This is a genomic window from Stutzerimonas sp. S1, assembly GCF_025966695.1.
Classification (GTDB): domain Bacteria; phylum Pseudomonadota; class Gammaproteobacteria; order Pseudomonadales; family Pseudomonadaceae; genus Stutzerimonas.
The window spans coordinates 314093-331009 of the sequence record NZ_JAOEIY010000005.1 but is presented as its reverse complement, the minus strand read 5'-3'; the positions used below and the strand labels follow the sequence as shown (position 1 = coordinate 331009).

The window sequence follows — 16917 nt, the reverse complement described above, 5'->3', positions numbered from 1 at the left end:
GGAACGCCAGCCGGACGTCGACGAAAAAAAGCCGAGCCCATGCCCACAGCCGATCTCTGGACCTTCGCCCTTGCCTGCTACGCCCGCCCCGGCGTCGAAAGCGCTTGCCTGGAGCTGCAGGAGCATGGAGCTGACGTCTGCCTGCTGCTTTGCGCCGCCTGGCTGGAGGCCCGTCACATCGACGCCACGCCGGAGCGCCTGCAGCAGCTGAGCGAGATCGCCATGCCTTGGCAACAGCAAACGCTGCTACCGCTACGTCGTCTGCGCCAGGATTGGCGGGCGCGGGCGAAGCAGGATGCCGAGCTCAGCCAGCTGCGCGAACAACTCAAAGCACTGGAATTGCAGGCGGAACGGATAGTGTTGGGGCGGCTCGAACGGGTCACCCGGGGTTGGCGTTCGGGAGCGACCAGTTCGGGCTGGCTGGGGCTGCTGGCGGCTGCGACCGGCAGTGAATATCGCGCAGCCCTTGCGGTGCTGCGCGATGCGGCAGTGCAGACTCAGCGGGAGTTGAGCGGCGCCTGAGTGGGTGCAGCGCCGGTTTCGGTAGACTTGCGCGCCACGGGCTTCTTGGCAGCAGGCGGCTTGCTTGCCGCAGCTGGCTTCCTGACTGCCGGCTTGCTGGCAGCCGGCTTACTGGCGGGCGCCTTCTCGGCGGCTGGTTTGCTCGCTGCAGCCGGCTTCTTGGTAGCAGGCCTGGTGGCCGCTGGCGATTTTGGGGTGGAACCCGGTTTGCTGGCCGGCGCCTTCACCGCAGCAGCGGGCTTGGCTGGGCTCGTCCGCGATGCTGCCGGTTTGCCGACGGCCTTCGCCGCGGTGCTCGCTGCGGGCTTGGTCTTCGGCGCCAGCTTACGCGCTGCGGTTGCGGTCTTGGGCGCGGCAGCAGGAGGCTGGTTGCGCGCCTGCAGCGCTTTCCCGGCAGATTCGCCGACCTGGCGGACACCCTGTGCCAGATGCAGACTCTGCGCGATGTCGCGCTTGAGTTCGGCGATGTAACCGAGCACGTCGCTCTGGCGCGCCTGCAGCAGTGCGATCAGCTCTTCCAGCTCACCGATACGTGCCCGTGCCTTGCCCTGGGCCTTGGTGCGGCCGGCGCTCCCGGCTTCGTCCAGCTTGGCGCGGGCCTTCGACAGTCTGTCCTGCGCCTTGCCGCGCTGCTTCTCCAACTTGGCGAGCATGCCTTCGGCATCCTTTAACGCCAGCTGGCAGGCCTTGTCCAAGTGCTCGATGAGGGTGTCCGACAATTGCTGGAGCAGGTGCAGCGGGGTGGTGACCGACTTCTTCTTCGCGGGCATGTAGATGCCTCCTGGCGGGTTCGATGCGGTCATACTAGACCGCTGCCAGGGTGCCCGCCAGAGCTCAACCGCGCGACGTACTGGCGCGAGGAAGAACCCTCAGACGGGGGAAAGCGATGATCAGGCCGTGACAGCGGTCTGCTTGTGCGCGGTGTGCAGCACTTCGATCAGGCAATCTTCCAGCTCGAAGCGCTCATGCAGCAGTTGGCCGAGCTGCTTGAGTTCATCGCCAAGGCCGGGACTTCCAAGGCAATCGCCTTTCTCGCAGCGATCATTGAAGGTCAGCGCAGCCTGGGTGATGGTTTCGATGCGCGGGTAGATCTGCTTGGCAAGCTCGATACCACGGACATCGCCGAAAGCCTCGGCCTCGGCCATCAGTTGTTCGTAGATCTCGAAATGACCGGCGGACACGTAGTCGACCAGCAATTCGCAGAATTTCTGCAATGCCTGGCGGGTAGCGGCGTCGTTTTCCACGTGCAGCGCCGCGTAGGCGTGGATAAGCGCATGACGCTCCTGCAGCCAGCGGTCGATCAGCAGGTGCACACCACCCCAGCGTTCCTGGGCGTTCCGACAGCTCTCAAGCATGATGACCTCACTTCCCTAATCGAAAATACTTATTCGCCTTCCGAGACGGTTTTTTGTCTTTCGGTATCGGCCTTTGGGTGAGTGGCGGCGTCGAATGGCAAATTTCCGTCACCGCTCGAGCAGACTATGCCGCAGCGTCCGAAGCTTCAAGCAATGCCAGCGATTTTTTCCGCCTGCAGGCTGAGGCTCGGCCTCCACGCGTTCCGCTTCATCAAAGACATAAACAAAGGCAAGGAGTTCGCTGGTGATGCGTCGGTCAGTCGCGACGCAACAACTGCCAACCGCAGAACAAAGCCATAACGATGAAGGCCAACAGGCTCCATTCCGGAATGCTCATACCCAGCAAGGTCCAGCTGACCTCTGCACATTCGGCGGTGCCATGCAGCACCAGACGCGCAATTTCCTGAAATGGAAGCGCTTCCATCATGTATTCCAGGCTCGGAAGACAGCTCGGCAACTCATCGGCTGGAACGCTCTGCAGCCAGATCTGACGGCTCGCGGTAGCCCCACCGGCGACAGCGAAGAATAACGCCAGCGCGGCATAGACACGCCGACCAACGCTCGCCGGACCGTGCAGGGCTGCGATCAAACAGACCAGTCCGAAGCCGATGACACAGATCCGCTGCACGATGCATAGCGGGCACGGTGCCAGGCCGACCACGTGTTCCAGATACAGCGCCGCGCCCATCATCGCGACGCAGCCGATAAAGGCGAGAAGGAAAAGAGAACGTGGGCTGGCCAGGTTCATGGAAGCTCCGCAGGCAGGAAAAGCTCGCTACGGTAGAGGAAAGCAGGATCGGCTTACAAGCTGCAGTGCAGCCAGGCGGTGTCGAGGGGCGACAACGCCCGCCACCTGGCGGGCGCCATCGAAGTTCAGAGTGTTGCCGGCAGGTTGCGATCGAGCAACCCGAGGCCTTCATGGAACAACTGGTTGCTGCGCTCGGCATCACCCAATTGCGCCAGCAGGCGCGCCAGCTCGGCGCAGGTTTCCGGGCGATGCTCGACCCGCAGGCTCGCCTCGAAGTAGTCGCGGGCCTTGCCCCACAGCTCGTTGCGCAGACTCAGCCGGCCGAGCGCCAATAACAGCGCGGCGCTCTGCGGATGCGCCTTGAGCCAGCCCTCGGCATGCGCGAGCTGCCGTGCAGGTTCGCGACCGTACACACGACCGTAACGCTCGACCAGGCGATCGTCGAAATCGCGCTTTAGCGCAGCATGCAGAACCTCCTCGGCTTTCGCCTCGGCACCCAGCCGACTCAGCCCGTCAGCATAGGCGCGCACCACTAGCGGCTCGCTACGCAGACCACTGGGGACCGTCTGCCAGCGCTGATTGAGAAGCTGCAGCGCCTCTTCGGCAGTGCCTGTCGCTACCTGCCCGGCCTGTTCGATGGCAGCCGTCCATGCGAGACGCTCCAGTTCGTCCAACCGCGGCGCAGGCAGCACCCGCCGCTTGCGCAGATCCGGCAGCAGCCGGCACAGCGCGGTCCAGTCTTCCAGCTGCACGGACAGCTGTTGTAGCAGCGCCAGCAGATAGGGGTGGTGCGGATGTTCGTTGTGCAGTCCGTTCAGCGTAGCCCGCGCTTCGGCGTACTGGCCGCGGGCGATCTGCAGCTGCGCCTGCGCCAGACCGATCGCCAGCGCGGCCTGCGGCTCACGCTCCTGAGCCCTGCGCAATAGTTCATCGCTCTGCTCATGCTCGCCCAGCTCGTTGGCAGCGCGGGCGGCACCGAGGTAATGCACCAGCGGCTGACGATCATGTTCGGCCGCCGTACGCAGATGTCCCAAAGCGTGCTGCCACTGCCCTTCGGCCAGCTCGCGCATCCCGCGACGCGAAGCATTCTCGACCCGCCGAGCGCGATGGCGCCGCGACCAGGGATTGACCAGCGCACCGGACAACTGCAACAGACCCAGAAGCCAGTGCAGCAGCACCGCCAGCAGCCAGAACGCGGCGATCAGTCCAAGGAATACCCAAAAGCTCGATTCGTAGCGGAAACGGTCGTAGGTGATCAGCACGTAACCGGCACTCTGGCTGATGGCCCAGCCGAGAAAGCCCGCAATGGCGAGTACCAGGATGAGGACGAGGGCCAGGCGTTTCATGAGCGCGGCGCCTCCTCTTGCGTCCCGGGAACGGGCTGTGCCGGGATAGCGCCGGATGGCTCGCTGCTGTCCGGGGTTTCACGCTTTTGCACGTAAACCTGCAGCGCCTTGAGCGCCGGAGCCAGGTCAGGCAGCTCCACTGCCACCTGCCGACCGGCCAGAGCCTCGATGCGCTGTCGCAGTCCACGGGCCTCGCCATTATCCTCGCTGAAATGATCCTGCAGCATCGTTCGTGCCTGCTCGAGCGACTGCTGATAAACCTCGGTATTGCCGTTGAGCACCGCCCACTGCGCCTGCTCGATAGCCAGCGACAGCGCCAGTCGCACCTGCGCCAGGCTCTGTCCGGCGAGCAACGGCTTGACGTTGGTACCTGCGTCGAAATCGACGCGCACATAGCGAGTCAGCTCGTCGACCCAACGCTGCCAGCGACTCTGGCCGGCGCCCGTGTCCGCCGCCTGGCCGGTGACGAACTCCGGCGCCAGCGCATTGAGCTTGCCGGTCTGCCCGCGCAGGGCGCCAAGCTGCAGGAACAGCCCGGTACGATCGAGGTCCGGCAGACTGCGTAGGCCCTCCAGCCCTTCGAGCAGTTTCTGTCGGGTCGCGTAGGCTGCCGGATCGTCCTGTTTCTGCAGGATCAGGTCGGCCTCGTGAACCAGCATCTCGGCACTCTTCACGTCCTGCATCGCCGACAGGCGCAGCATCGCCATACGCAGCAGATGCTCGGCTTCCGCCAGCCGCCATTCCTCGCGACTGGCGCCAAGCACCTGCTCAACACGGCCGGAGATACGCTGCTGGTCGCTTTGCAATGCCGCGAGCAGGCGACGCTGCTCATCCAGCTCGGCGGCCGTTGGCAGCTGTTCCAGGCGACCCAGACGGCCAGCCAACTGGCGGTCTGCCTCTGCTAAAGCCTGCGTCTGCGCGCTGGCCGCCTGCAACACCTCAAGCCGTTGCGCATCGCGTGCGGCGACCTGCTGTACCTGCCAGAGGCTGTAGCCGGCCACGCCGATGCCGCCCACACCGAACAGCAGGGCCAACAGCGGCAGCGCTTTGCCGGAACCTTTAGCGGCGGGCTTGGATGAAGGGCCCTTCTTGGCACCGTCAACGACAGCTTCCGTCGTGCTGGTCGGGGATTGCAGCGGTTCGTTCTTGTCTGCTTCGCTCACGTTTCCATCCTTTGCATCAGGAGGCAGGCTGCGGGGTATTCCGCACGGCCGCCAGCAAGGCCGCGGTTCCGGCACCACGGCAATCCACAATTTGTCTGGCGCCCAGCTGGCGAGCCATCTCGGCCACACGCGGGCTGGGTACGAACAAGCGTAGTTCAACCAGCTCGGGCCAGGCATCGCCGGCCAACTCATGCAGCGACTGCAGCCCCTGCCCACTGCTGACCACCAGGCCGTTGAGCCGTTCCGCCTGCACGATATCGATCAGGGCGCGCGGCGGGTACTGCGGCAGAACACGTCGATACAACTCCAGCGTGTCGACCTGCACGCCCTGCGCCCGCAGCGTCTCGGCAATCAGCTCGCGACCGCCTTCGCCGCGCACGATCAGCGCCTTCGGATCAGGTCGCGCGAGCGCCTCGCTCAGGCGCGGCAATGCCAGCAGCGCTTCGCTGTCATCGCCGGAGGACGGCCAGCTGACGTCCAGACCGTAGTCATCGAGAATCGCACCGGTGGCGGCGCCAACGCTGAACCAGCACTGGCCGAACGGCGGCTGCGGCCAGTAGCGGTCCAGCAACTCCAGCGCCAGACGCGCTGCCGGCTTGCTGACCACCACCACCGCGCAGTAGCGGTCCAGCTCGAGAATCATCGCGCGCTGTTCGGCGGTTTCCGGCAAGGGTTCGATCGCCAGCAACGGCAGGCTTGTGCTGTGAATCCCGGCATCGGCCAGCGTCGCGGCCAGCGCGGCGCATTCTTCGGCAGGCCGGGTTAGCAGCAGGCGCCAACCACTCACGCGTGGCCTGCCTCGCCGTACACCGCCTTGAGAATCTGCTCAGCGCCTTGGGCCAGCAGCGCTTCGGCAACCTGGACTCCCAGCGCTTCGGCCTGCTCGGCGGATGCTCGCCCTTCAGCGCGCAGCAGCAGACCACCATCGGGCTGACCGACCAGACCACGCAGCCACAGCTGCTCGCCCTCGAGCACCGCGTAGCAGGCGATGGGCACTTGGCAACCGCCATTCAGGCGCTTGTTCAGCGCGCGCTCGGCCGTGACGCGCAGCGCAGTCGGTGCATGATTCAGGCAAGCCAGCAGCGCGTGCAACTCGCTGTCGCCGGTACGGCATTCGATGCCCACCGCGCCCTGACCGCCCGCCGGCAGGCTATCGTCGACGCCGATGCTGGAGCGGATGCGCTCACCGAAGCCAAGGCGGATCAGCCCGGCGGCAGCGAGGATGATGGCGTCGTACTCGCCGGCATCGAGCTTGGCCAGCCGCGTGTTGACGTTGCCGCGCAGGAACTGGATCTTCAGGTCCGGGCGGCGCGCCAGCAGCTGAGCCTGACGGCGCAGCGAGGAGGTGCCGACCACACTGCCGGACGGCAGTGCATCGAGGCTATCGAAGTGGTTGGAGACGAAGGCATCGCGCGGATCTTCGCGCTCGCAGATGCAGTACAGGCCCAGCCCTTCGGGAAACTCCATCGGCACGTCCTTCATGGAGTGCACGGCGATGTCCGCTTCGTTCTCCAGCAGCGCGGTTTCCAGCTCCTTGACGAACAACCCCTTGCCGCCGATCTTCGCCAGCGGTGCGTCGAGCAGCTTGTCGCCACGGCTGACCATCGGCACCAGACTCACCTTGAGCCCTGGGTGCGACGCCTCCAGGCGCGCCTTGACGTATTCGGCCTGCCACAGGGCCAGGGCACTCTTGCGGGTGGCGATGCGAATTTCGCGAGACATGGGCTAATCCAGAAAACCAGTGAATTGCCGCGGATGATAACAGGCCCTAAAGCCGGCCTGGGTTGGCCGGAATCAAGGAAGATGGCAAGAACCGTGCACCGGCGAGCCTAAGTCGGACTGTTTTATTTATCGGCAGCCGGTCCCGCGCGATGACCGCCACGACGCTGCCTCGCCCACCGCCCGGGTGAGCAAGACCGCGCGTGCTCGCTCAGCCAGGGCGCGTGCTCAGAGGTTCTGCATCAGCTTGCGTACGCCTGCCACATGGCGCCGGCTCACCGTCAGCGCTTCGCCATCGAGCCCCTTCAGATAGAGCTGGAAGTGCCCGAGCGGCGTGCGCTGCAGCCGCTCGATACGATCACGGAACACCAGCGCGTTGCGGTGGATGCGCACGAAACGCTCACCGAACTCGTCTTCGAGCGATTTCAGCGGCTCGTCGAGCAGCACCTCCCCGCCGGCATGCCGCAATGTCACGTACTTGTGGTCGGCGATGAAATAGATCACGTCCTCCAGCGGAATCAGCTCGATGCCCTTGCGGGTCCGCGCGCTGATGTGACTGCGCGGCCCGGTACCGGACACCGCGGCCGGGCGGGTCAGCGCGGCGAGCTGCACGCGGTTGGGCCGTTCGGCTTTCTTCAGGGCTTCGGCCAAGTGCTCGGGACGTACCGGCTTGACCAGATAGCCGACCGCACTGACCTGAAACGCTTCGAGGGCAAATTCGTCATGTGCGGTACAGAAGATCACCGCCGGCGGTGCGTCCATCTCACAGAGCTTGGCCGCCACCTGCAGGCCGTCGAGGCCAGGCATGCGGATATCGAGCAGCACCACATCCGGGCGCAACTCTTCGATCAGCGAGAGGGCTTCTTCGCCATTGCTCGCGGCCGGCTCGAGGACACGATAGCCGTCGAGCTCACCTACCAGTCGGCCAAGGCGCTCGCGGGCTAGAGGTTCGTCATCGACAATCAGGACATTCATATAGATCAGGCTTCCTGCTTTTGTCTCACACATGGATAGCGTAGACAGGTGTAATGGCGGCCATCACGGCGCTCCACGCTGAGACTCGCTTGCGGGCCGAAAAGTGCCGCTAATCGTGCGTCGATGTTGTGCAAACCCTGGCGAGTCCCGCGCGAAACCTGCGTTTGCGCCGTTTCATCGAAGGGATTGCTGACTTCCAGCCGGAACACCCCGTCGACGTAATCCGCCTTCACACTCACCAGGCCGCCCTCGATCCGCGGCTGGATGCCGTAGACCAGGGCATTTTCCAGCAGTGGCTGCAGCGTAAGCTGCGGGATTGGCAGATCGTCCGGCACGCTGTCGATCTGCCAATCCAGCTGCAGACGTTCGCCGAGGCGGTACTGCTCGATCGACAGATAACGCCGCGACAGCTCCAGCTCGTCGCGCCAGGGCACCAGCGTGCCGGGCCGCGCCAGACTGGCACGAAACAGATCGGACAGATCCAGCACCGCCTGCTCGGCCTTGACCGGGTCGCTGACGACCAGACTGGCGATGCTGTTCAGGCTGTTGAACAGGAAGTGCGGGCGGATGCGCGCCTGCAGCGACTCGATTCGCGCACGCAGCTCCGCCTGTTCCTGGCGCCGCCACTGACTCTGCAAATAGAAATACCGCAGCAGCAGCCCCGACATGATCAGGCTGATCAGCGCATGACGCAGGTACAGATTCACCTCGCCTTCGCGCTGCAGGGGGCCGGCAAGCTGGTAGATATCGGCCACTGCGGTGCAAGCCAGGGTCAGCCCGACCACCACCGTGCAACAGGCGATGCCCGCCAGCGCCGGACGAGGACGCGCCAGCAGCGGTCGCAGCAGGCACAGCGTGCCGGCCGAGAGCAGCACGATCCACTGCACGAACAACGAGGTCAGCGCCAGGCGCATCCAATTGAAGCCCGGCTGCATCGGCTCGGCCAGCACCAGCACGAGCACCAGCAGCTCGGCGAGCAGTACCAGGCCGAGCAACGCCTCGGACTGGCATAGTTCGGGCAAAAAGAAATCATCGGATGCGGCAGTGGTTTTCACGCGGTTCAGCCTGGTGGTTCGCCTGCCGGGCAGTTTCCTTGGCCACCCCGGCAACAGCAAGCCGGCCGCCGCCCCCGACCACCGGAAAAACACGGATTTGCCAGCCAGCTCACCCTTCGCGTCCGCACGCCGCCGTGCCCGACAGCGGCACCATCCCTGCTATCATCGCCGCCTTTCCTCAGCCTTCGGATTTTCAGCGAGCGCATACATGAGCACCGACAAGACCAACCAGTCCTGGGGCGGCCGTTTCAGCGAGCCCGTCGACGCCTTCGTCGCCCGATTCACCGCCTCCGTCGAGTTCGACAAGCGCCTGTACCGCCACGACATCATGGGCTCCATCGCCCACGCCACCATGCTTGCCAAAGCCGGCGTGCTGACCGAGGCAGAGCGCGACCAGATCATCGCCAACCTGAAGGACATCCAGGCCGAAATCGAGGCCGGCACCTTCGACTGGCGCGTGGACCTGGAAGACGTGCACATGAACATCGAGGCGCGCCTGACCAACCGCATCGGCGTCACCGGCAAGAAGCTGCATACCGGCCGCTCGCGCAACGACCAGGTCGCCACCGACATCCGCCTGTGGCTGCGCGACGAGATCGACCTGATCCTCAGCGAAATCACCCGCCTGCAGCAGGGCCTGCTGGGGCTCGCCGAGGCCGAAGCCGACACCATCATGCCGGGATTCACCCACCTGCAGACCGCACAGCCGGTGACCTTCGGCCATCATCTGCTGGCCTGGTTCGAGATGCTCAGCCGCGACTACGAGCGCCTGGTCGACTGCCGCAAGCGCACCAACCGCATGCCGCTCGGCTCGGCTGCGCTGGCCGGCACCACCTATCCGATCCAGCGCGAGATCACCTGCGAACTGCTGGGTTTCGAAGCCATCGCCGGCAACTCGCTGGACGGCGTTTCCGATCGCGACTTCGCCATCGAATTCTGCGCCGCTGCCTCGCTGGCGATGATGCACCTGTCGCGCTTCTCCGAAGAGCTGGTGCTCTGGACCAGCGCGCAGTTCCAGTTCATCGACCTGCCGGACCGCTTCTGCACCGGTTCCTCGATCATGCCGCAGAAAAAGAACCCGGACGTGCCGGAGCTGGTACGCGGCAAAACCGGCCGCGTGTTCGGCGCGCTGGCCGGCCTGCTGGTGCTGATGAAGGGCCAGCCGCTGGCCTACAACAAGGACAATCAGGAAGACAAGGAACCGCTGTTCGACGCCGCCGACACCCTGCGCGACTCGCTGCGCGTCTTCGCCGACATGGTGCCGGCGATCAAGCCCAAGCGCGAAATCATGCGTGAGGCGGCGCTGCGCGGCTTCTCCACCGCGACGGATCTGGCCGATTACCTGGTGCGCAAGGGTCTGCCCTTCCGCGACTGCCACGAGATCGTCGGCCACGCGGTGAAGTACGGCGTGCAGACCGGCAAGGACCTCGCCGAGATGAGCCTCGACGAGCTGCGCCAGTTCAGCGACCAGATCACCGACGACGTGTTCGCCGTGCTGACCCTGGAAGGCTCGGTCAACGCCCGCGATCACATCGGTGGCACCGCCCCGGCGCAGGTTCGCGCCGCGGTCAAACGTGGTCAGGAGTTGCTCGCGAGCCGCTGATCGCCTTCACCAGGCACCGGGGCAGCCGCCGTGCCCCGGTGCCCTCCGGAGGTTCCCGATGCACCCGCGCAAGCCGCGCCTGCCCTTCGCCAACGTCTGCTTCTTCCCCGCTGCCGCGCTCCACGCGGCACTTCTGCTGCCCTGGTCGGTGCTGACCATGCTCGGCCTGGTTCCCGTGCTGCCGGGGCTGGCCACACCTGCCGGACATGCCCACGAGATGCTCTTCGGCTATGCGCTGGCCGTTGTCGCCGGCTACCTGCTCGGCCCGCAACCGCTGCGTTTCACCCTCACACTGCTGGCCTGTTGGCTGCTGGCGCGCATCGGCTTCCTGCTCTGGCCGGACTCCTGGCTCGCGGTCGGCGCCAACCTGCTGTTCGCCGCCGGGCTGGTATGGAAGGTGGTGCCGCGCTTCGTCGGTGCCGCCAAGAAATGGCGCAACCAGGCGGTCGCCCCGGTGGTCATCGGCCTGGGCCTGGCCAGTAGCGTGGCCGGCCTCGACAGCGGGCCGGCGCCACAGCTGCGTGAACAGGCATTGCTGCTGTTCGCCGTGCTGCTGTTCTTCATGGGTGGGCGCATCATCGCGCCGGCACTGGCCGGGCACGCGCAGAGCGAGGGCCGCAAACTGGAAGCGCGGGTGCAACCGCAGATCGAAGGCGCGGTACTGATCCTGCTGGGTCTGGCACTGGGGCTGAGCCTGCTGCCCTGGGCGTTGCTCGAGCGCGTGACGGGCGGCCTGCTGGTCGCGGCGGGCGTGCTCAGCGCCATTCGTCTGCTGCGCTGGCAGCCGTGGCACTGTCGTCAGCGGCCGGATCTGCTGGTGCTGCTGCTCGGCTATGCCTGGCTGACAGTGGGCCTGCTGTTGTTCGGCGTCGCCCTGAGCGGTCCCTGGCTGCCGCTCAGCGCCACGCTCCACGCACTGGCGGTCGGCGCCCTAGGCAGCCTGAGTTTCGGGGTGATGGCGCGCACACGCCTGCTATTCCGCTTTCGCGACGCCAACGCGCGCGCTTGGATTCATCCATGCGCGCTGTTGCTCAGTGCCGCGGCACTCGCACGTGTGCTGCCCGCACTACTCGGTCACACGCATCCGCTCTGGCTGCTGCTGGCCGCGGCCTGCTGGTCATCGGCCTTCCTCGCCCTTGCGGTACTGCTCTGGCAAACCCGCGACAGCCATCCGCACAGCGCACGCCATAGCATGACTGATCACGACGCAGGAACTCCGGGGCGGCACGCTTGACCTACTAGGGATAGTGACCGAGCAGTCTAGCCGCACAACCCCGACGAGGTGACATGACCGATCTGCGTACCCTGTTGCTCAATCAGGACACCCAGGGCGACGAGCTCTTCGACTCGCCGAAGGAACGTCTGGCGTTCTACCGCTCGGAAATTCATTTCGAGTCCTCGCTGCTGGCCGAGCGCACCAGCGCCTATCTGTCCTCGCAGTCGTTCCTGATGATCGCCTTCGCCTCCTCGATGGCCAACAGCAATCCGGACTGGGGCGGGCTGTTCCGCCTGGTGGTGCCGATGACCCTCGCCCTGCTCGGGCTGGTTACCTCGTTCCACGCGATGCCGGGCATCAAGTCCAACTTCGACGTCATCGAACGCTGGCATCAGAAACAGGCCGAGCTGCTACAGCTCGAAGGCCGCGTCGGCCTGCTGCCCAACAACGAATCAGCGCTGTTCGGCGAAGGCAGCAGCCCGCCCGGCGGACGGCACTACAAACGCACCCTGCTGTTCTCCCTGCGCACGCCGATCATCTTCGCGCTGGTCTGGGCCGTCTTCGGCCTGCTGTGCCTGGCGTTGAACGTCCTCGATTGAAACAGCACCCCGCTGCACACCCCCCTGGCTGCGGCGCTTATAGCTGATTTTTCGCGGGCCGAAGATTTAATTCCTGCCCCGTGAAAACCTGGCTTTCAACGTGATCGAGATCAAACTTTTCTCCACTCCCTGAACTACTCTCTGAAAACGCGTCGGCCATGAGCCAGATGGGTTAAGCCACGTATCAGACGTTGATCAGCTGGCGGTCTGCCAAGGGCCCAGCCTGCGAAGCATTCTTTGTCGTACGGACGTAAGGAACGTGATCGATGGGACGAAAGCTGATTTTGGCGCTGGCAGCGCTCGGAGCAGGCTCGACTGCGCACGTCCATGCGGCGCCCGAGCCGGCGCCAAGCGCGGCGCCCACCAGTGCCACGCTGAAGAAGACCGACACGCGTGAGTTTCCCGGCCTGCCCATCGGGACTTTCGTCGCACTGCCGCAGGTCGTGCTGTCGGCGACCCGCGACGACAACATCTACGCTCAGCGCACCGATGAAACCGAAGACACCATCTTCACCCTGTCCCCCTCGCTGGTGCTGCAATCGGATTGGGACCGGCACGAACTGAGCGTCGATCTCGGCGCCGACCTCGACCGCTATCAGGACGCGGATTCCGAAGACGTCGAGGACTTCTGGCTGGGTCTCGACGGCACCCGCGAGGTGACCGAGCACACGCGCGTATTCGGCGGTTTGCGCCATACCCGCGACCATGAAGATCGCTATGTTCCCGGTGCTGCCGGGCCGGAACTGCAGCGCGAACCTACCCGTTATGAACACGATGAAGCGTACCTGGGGGCCGCCAGCGAGATCGGCCGGCTGCGCCTGCGCGGCGGCGGTACCTACGACCGCTACGATTACTACAGCGCACGGACCCTCGCCGGCGCGCGCATCGACAATGCCGATCGCAAGCACGACCTGAGCTCGCTCGGGCTGCGAGTCGGTTATGCGCTAACGCCCAACCACGAGCCATTCCTCCAGTACGCCACCGATCGTCGGCGCTACACCAACGACATCGCCGGAACGACGTTCAACCGTGACTCGGATGGCTACCGCGCGGCGATCGGCTTGCGCGTGACCTATCCGCAGCAGCGCTTCGCCGGGAAATATTCGCCGGCATGCTGAAACAGCGCTTCGACTACTCGGCCTTCTCCGACATTCAAAAACCCTACTTCGGCGCACTCGCCAGCTGGCGACCGACGCCCACCACCCGCGTCACCGGCTTCATCGATCGCTCGCTGGAGGAGACCACCGTCAGTGACGATGGCGTGTATGCGTCGGCGTCGCTGGATACCGCCTATGGTTTCGAAGTCGAACGGGCACTGACCAGTCGCCTCTCGGTATTCGGCCACGCGGCCTACACCAATAGCGAGTATCAGAACTACGACCGGCGCGACAAGATCATCGATGCCGGCGCAGGGCTGCGCTACTACGTCTCGTCCACCGTCTACGTCGGCGGTGACGTGCGCGTCATCGACCGCAACTCGGACGACCTGGACGGCGAGTACAGCCGCAGCCAGGTAACCTTCAGCGTCGGCTACACGCCGGGGCGTTCGAAGACCTATCAGCTGCCCGCACAGGCGTTGCAACGCTCCGCCGGTGACCTGCTGCTGGCCGCCCTGCCGCTCGACGGGCTGTTTGCCGGCCCCTACGCTGGCGCCGCACTGAGCCACGGCCCACTGGCCAGCACCACTTCCGGGCCTCGCGGGGATGGTGGCAGCGATGTCAGCCAGTTCGGCGCCTCCGGGCTCGGCGAAGCACTGTTTCTCGGCTATGGCTGGCAGCTCGACCGCTGGTATGCCGGTATCGAAGCCGAGGTCGAGCAGAGCCGCGCGCGCTGGTCGTTCAGCAAGGACAAGGAAGACGCGCGTACCACCTCGCTCGACCGGGATGACGGCTACGGCCTGAGCCTGCGTGGCGGTTACGTGGTGAACAACGGCTCGCTGCTGTATGTGCGCGTCGGGCGGGTGCGCACCCGCTTCGACTCCTACTACACGATCAACAATCAGGCGGCGGCAACCCGCGCGCAGGACGATCGGCAGCACGGCTCCCGCCTGGGCGTCGGCGCCGACCTGCCAGCCGGCGACCGCCTGTTCCTGCGCATGGAATACGCCTACACCGATTACGACGCCTACGACGTGGGCTATGTCGACGACGACGGCCGCACCACGGAACGCTTCGCCAACGAGGAAGGCCAGTTCCGCCTGGGCGTCGGCTGGCGCTTTGCCGCGGCAGCCTCGCCAGTCCCGCTGCAGCCGGCTGTGCAAGGCTTCTATGTCGGTGCTCATGCCGGCCACGGCAGTCTGGACTCGCGCCTCGACGGCTATCACTCGGAAGGCGGGGTGGCACCGCTGTCGCAGGCCTACACCGGCGACTTCAGCGGCATGGGCGGCATCTATGGCTTCTTCGCCGGCTATGGCCGCAGCTTTGGCCGCTGGTACGCCGGCCTCGAGGCAGAGGTCGATACCGGCCGGACCGAGTGGTCGCACAACCGCGAGACTGGCGGTGAGGGCGGCCGCGACTTCTCTGCCGAGAAAAAAAGCGATTACGGCCTGGCACTGCGCCTGGGCTACAGCCTACCCAACGGCACCCTGCTCTACGGGCGCGTCGGCCCGGTGCGCGCGCGCTTCAATACCACCTGGGCCAAGGGCGACAACGCCGATGCCAATATCGACCGCAGTTATCAGGTCGACGGCATGCGTTACGGCATCGGCGCGGAAATCCCGCTCACCCAGCATGCCTTCGCGCGCCTGGACTACACCCGAACCGATTACGACAGCTATGGCTTCAGGACCGGGCACGGCAACCCGGACGAGATGGAGTTCGACAACCGCGAGAGCCTGTTCCGCATGGGACTCGGCTTCCGCTTCTGAGCACATCAACGACGGCGGGCGAATGACCCACCGTCAGGATGCAACCGCAGAACCAGTGCCTTCCCTGTGCAACTGCCTTGGAGCACCGGCCCGCAAGAAAAGGAGCAATGTCATGTCAAACACTCAGTTCAAACGCAACAAGTTCGGGCTTGCCAGCGGGGCGCTCCTGGTCGCACTCGCGGCTCCGCTGGTGGTTGCAAGCGCGCTGTCGCTGAGTTTCGTCTCGTCGAGCGTAGCCGCCGAGCACAGCGGATCCGGCAAGGGCGGCAGCGATAGCCACGGCAGCCGTGGCGGTCAGGGCGGCAAGGGTGGCAGCGGTGAAAAAGGCCAGGGCGGCTCGCGCATGGGCGGCGGTCATGGCGCAGTCGACAAGATCTTCCGCGTCGACGCCTCGGAGGAAGAGGACAGCGATCGCCCCGAGTGGGCCGGAGTGAAAGGCGGCAAAGCGGGCGGCGGAGGCAAGCCGTTCGGCGCCGGCACGAAGAAGGGCGACCTGTACGGCGACATGTACATCCTGCTGCGCGACGTGAATGGCGTTCCGCTGGCGGATGCAAACGGCGAAGAGCTGGTCGTGGCGTTTCACTACGACAGCACCGGTGCGCTGGTGCCGGTAACGGATGCCGACGGCAAGCTGGTCGCCATCCCGCGCAACGAGGAAGGTGACCTGCTGACCTCGGTGACGGTCGGCGACACCACCTACGACGTCGTCCCCGGCGAAGTCGAGCTGGGCCGTCTGAGCGTCGGTCGTTCGCCAAGCAAGGTGCTTGACCACGCCCTGGACGAAGCGCTGAGCAAGCTGACTGCGGATGGCGCGGTGATCGCCATCGACTCCAGCGGCCGGCTGACGGTCGATGGCACCACCATTGACTCGCCGCTGGAGAACCTGGCGCTGTACGACAAGTACATGGTCAGCGGCACGATACCGGGCGTGACCCTGCCAGCAGGTTTCGACCCGGCGGCATTGCTCGCTGCCGCAGGGGACAATCCGGCACCATCAGCGTCGACACGCTGGTTTATATGAACTCGATCCTGGGCATCAATTCCGGCACGACCTACTACGACTTCTCCGATTACCAGTACGACCGCACCGCGACTTGGTCCGATGCCACCGCCACCGTACTGGTGCTGGATGCAGGCGATCCGGACGACCCCGCCGACGATGTCTACAGACCTACCCTGGTGAACCTGTACGACGCCGTGTTCGGCGGCACCAGCTGGACTGACCCGACCAGCGACGGCGGCGCCGACGATTTTGCCGTGGCCGCCAACGATTACTTGCAGGTCATCGAGTTCGTGCACGACAACGAAGTCAGGTAAGGCTGGACCGGCTGGCCGCCAGGCCAGCCGGCTTCATGCCGGGAGAGCATCATGCGCGTTCACTACAAGTCCAGCCTGCTGGCGGCGCTCATGGCGCTGGCGCTGACCGGAGTAACCGGCTCCGTGGTGGCGGCTGACGACCATTCAAGCCATGACAGCAGCCACAGCTCCGGCGGCAAGGGCAAAGGTCCGAAATACGGTGGCGGCCGCGACCACGGCAGCAGCCACAGCGATCAGACCCACGAGGAAGGCAGCCACTCTGGACACACCGGTGGGCCCGGCGGCAGCAAGGCCCTGGAGGGCAAGGTGTTCGACAGCGGCCGCGGCAAGGGCCCGAAGTACATGGGCGGCCAGCCCAGGGATGAGGAATCATCCCACCACTCCGACGTCGAAGAGCACGAGCATTGATGCGGCGCCGGTCATATTCAAACGA

General features: G+C 65.3%; 18 protein-coding genes. 9 read left to right on the top strand and 9 right to left on the bottom strand.

Features of this window, described 5'->3' with window-relative positions; translation table 11 throughout:
* The first annotated feature begins 39 nt into the window (after positions 1-39).
* Entirely contained in the window at positions 40-522 is a 483-nt protein-coding gene (locus N8H22_RS12995; RefSeq protein WP_264590932.1) for a TIGR02444 family protein, read from the top strand.
* On the opposite strand, the gene N8H22_RS12990 is transcribed toward N8H22_RS12995, so the two are convergent.
* The 9 genes from N8H22_RS12990 to N8H22_RS12950 all read right to left on the bottom strand — a co-directional run bounded on the left by N8H22_RS12990 (position 498) and on the right by N8H22_RS12950 (position 8883).
* Positions 498-1292, bottom strand: a complete 795-nt coding sequence (locus N8H22_RS12990; protein ID WP_264590931.1) for an AlgP family protein — start codon at positions 1290-1292, stop codon at positions 498-500. The two genes, N8H22_RS12995 and N8H22_RS12990, sit on opposite strands and share 25 nt — an antisense overlap.
* 120 nt (positions 1293-1412) lie before the next feature.
* Positions 1413-1877, bottom strand: a complete 465-nt coding sequence (gene rsd, locus N8H22_RS12985; protein ID WP_264590930.1) for a sigma D regulator — start codon at positions 1875-1877, stop codon at positions 1413-1415.
* A 256-nt stretch (positions 1878-2133) separates the two neighbouring features.
* On the bottom strand, positions 2134-2625 hold the full coding sequence (locus tag N8H22_RS12980; RefSeq protein WP_264590929.1) for a disulfide bond formation protein B: 492 nt from the start codon (positions 2623-2625) through the stop codon (positions 2134-2136).
* Positions 2626-2750: 125 nt separating this feature from the next.
* Entirely contained in the window at positions 2751-3971 is a 1221-nt protein-coding gene (locus tag N8H22_RS12975) for a heme biosynthesis HemY N-terminal domain-containing protein (protein ID WP_264590928.1), read from the bottom strand.
* Positions 3968-5134, bottom strand: a complete 1167-nt coding sequence (locus N8H22_RS12970) for a uroporphyrinogen-III C-methyltransferase (protein WP_264590927.1) — start codon at positions 5132-5134, stop codon at positions 3968-3970. Before N8H22_RS12970 ends, N8H22_RS12975 begins: the two co-directional genes overlap by 4 nt.
* Before the next feature lie 16 nt (positions 5135-5150).
* Positions 5151-5921 carry a uroporphyrinogen-III synthase gene (locus tag N8H22_RS12965; RefSeq protein ID WP_264590926.1) on the bottom strand — a complete coding sequence of 257 codons (771 nt, stop codon included), beginning with the start codon at positions 5919-5921 and terminating at the stop codon, positions 5151-5153.
* Positions 5918-6856: a hydroxymethylbilane synthase gene (gene hemC / locus N8H22_RS12960; protein ID WP_264590925.1), complete on the bottom strand. Its 939-nt coding sequence runs from the start codon at positions 6854-6856 to the stop codon at positions 5918-5920. Before hemC ends, N8H22_RS12965 begins: the two co-directional genes overlap by 4 nt.
* Positions 6857-7081: 225 nt before the next feature.
* Complete coding sequence (locus N8H22_RS12955) at positions 7082-7828, bottom strand: LytTR family DNA-binding domain-containing protein (RefSeq protein WP_264590924.1); 747 nt, start codon at positions 7826-7828, stop codon at positions 7082-7084.
* A gap of 5 nt (positions 7829-7833) precedes the next feature.
* Positions 7834-8883: a sensor histidine kinase gene (locus tag N8H22_RS12950; RefSeq protein WP_264590923.1), complete on the bottom strand. Its 1050-nt coding sequence runs from the start codon at positions 8881-8883 to the stop codon at positions 7834-7836.
* Positions 8884-9091: 208 nt separating this feature from the next.
* On the opposite strand from N8H22_RS12950, the gene argH reads away from it, so the two are divergent.
* From argH to N8H22_RS12910, 8 genes are all read left to right on the top strand, one after another.
* Positions 9092-10486 carry an argininosuccinate lyase gene (gene argH, locus N8H22_RS12945; protein WP_264590922.1) on the top strand — a complete coding sequence of 465 codons (1395 nt, stop codon included), beginning with the start codon at positions 9092-9094 and terminating at the stop codon, positions 10484-10486.
* Positions 10487-10544: 58 nt separating this feature from the next.
* Positions 10545-11720 (top strand): NnrS family protein, encoded by a 1176-nt coding sequence (locus tag N8H22_RS12940; RefSeq protein ID WP_264590921.1) that lies wholly within the window; start codon positions 10545-10547, stop codon positions 11718-11720.
* A gap of 53 nt (positions 11721-11773) precedes the next feature.
* On the top strand, positions 11774-12301 hold the full coding sequence (locus N8H22_RS12935) for a hypothetical protein (RefSeq protein ID WP_264590920.1): 528 nt from the start codon (positions 11774-11776) through the stop codon (positions 12299-12301).
* Positions 12302-12567: 266 nt separating this feature from the next.
* Positions 12568-13419 carry a TonB-dependent receptor gene (locus N8H22_RS12930; RefSeq protein WP_264590919.1) on the top strand — a complete coding sequence of 284 codons (852 nt, stop codon included), beginning with the start codon at positions 12568-12570 and terminating at the stop codon, positions 13417-13419.
* The gene (locus N8H22_RS12925) at positions 13413-15167 is read left to right on the top strand and encodes an outer membrane beta-barrel protein (protein WP_264590918.1); all 1755 of its coding nucleotides are present in this window, start codon (positions 13413-13415) and stop codon (positions 15165-15167) included. Before N8H22_RS12930 ends, N8H22_RS12925 begins: the two co-directional genes overlap by 7 nt.
* 112 nt (positions 15168-15279) lie before the next feature.
* The gene (locus tag N8H22_RS12920) at positions 15280-16188 is read left to right on the top strand and encodes a hypothetical protein (protein WP_264590917.1); all 909 of its coding nucleotides are present in this window, start codon (positions 15280-15282) and stop codon (positions 16186-16188) included.
* A complete protein-coding gene (locus N8H22_RS12915; RefSeq protein WP_264590916.1) occupies positions 16185-16484 on the top strand; it encodes a hypothetical protein in 300 nt (99 codons plus the stop codon). The genes N8H22_RS12920 and N8H22_RS12915 overlap by 4 nt, the downstream gene beginning before the upstream one ends.
* Before the next feature lie 51 nt (positions 16485-16535).
* Positions 16536-16892 carry a hypothetical protein gene (locus N8H22_RS12910; protein ID WP_264590915.1) on the top strand — a complete coding sequence of 119 codons (357 nt, stop codon included), beginning with the start codon at positions 16536-16538 and terminating at the stop codon, positions 16890-16892.
* Positions 16893-16917: the final 25 nt, after the last annotated feature.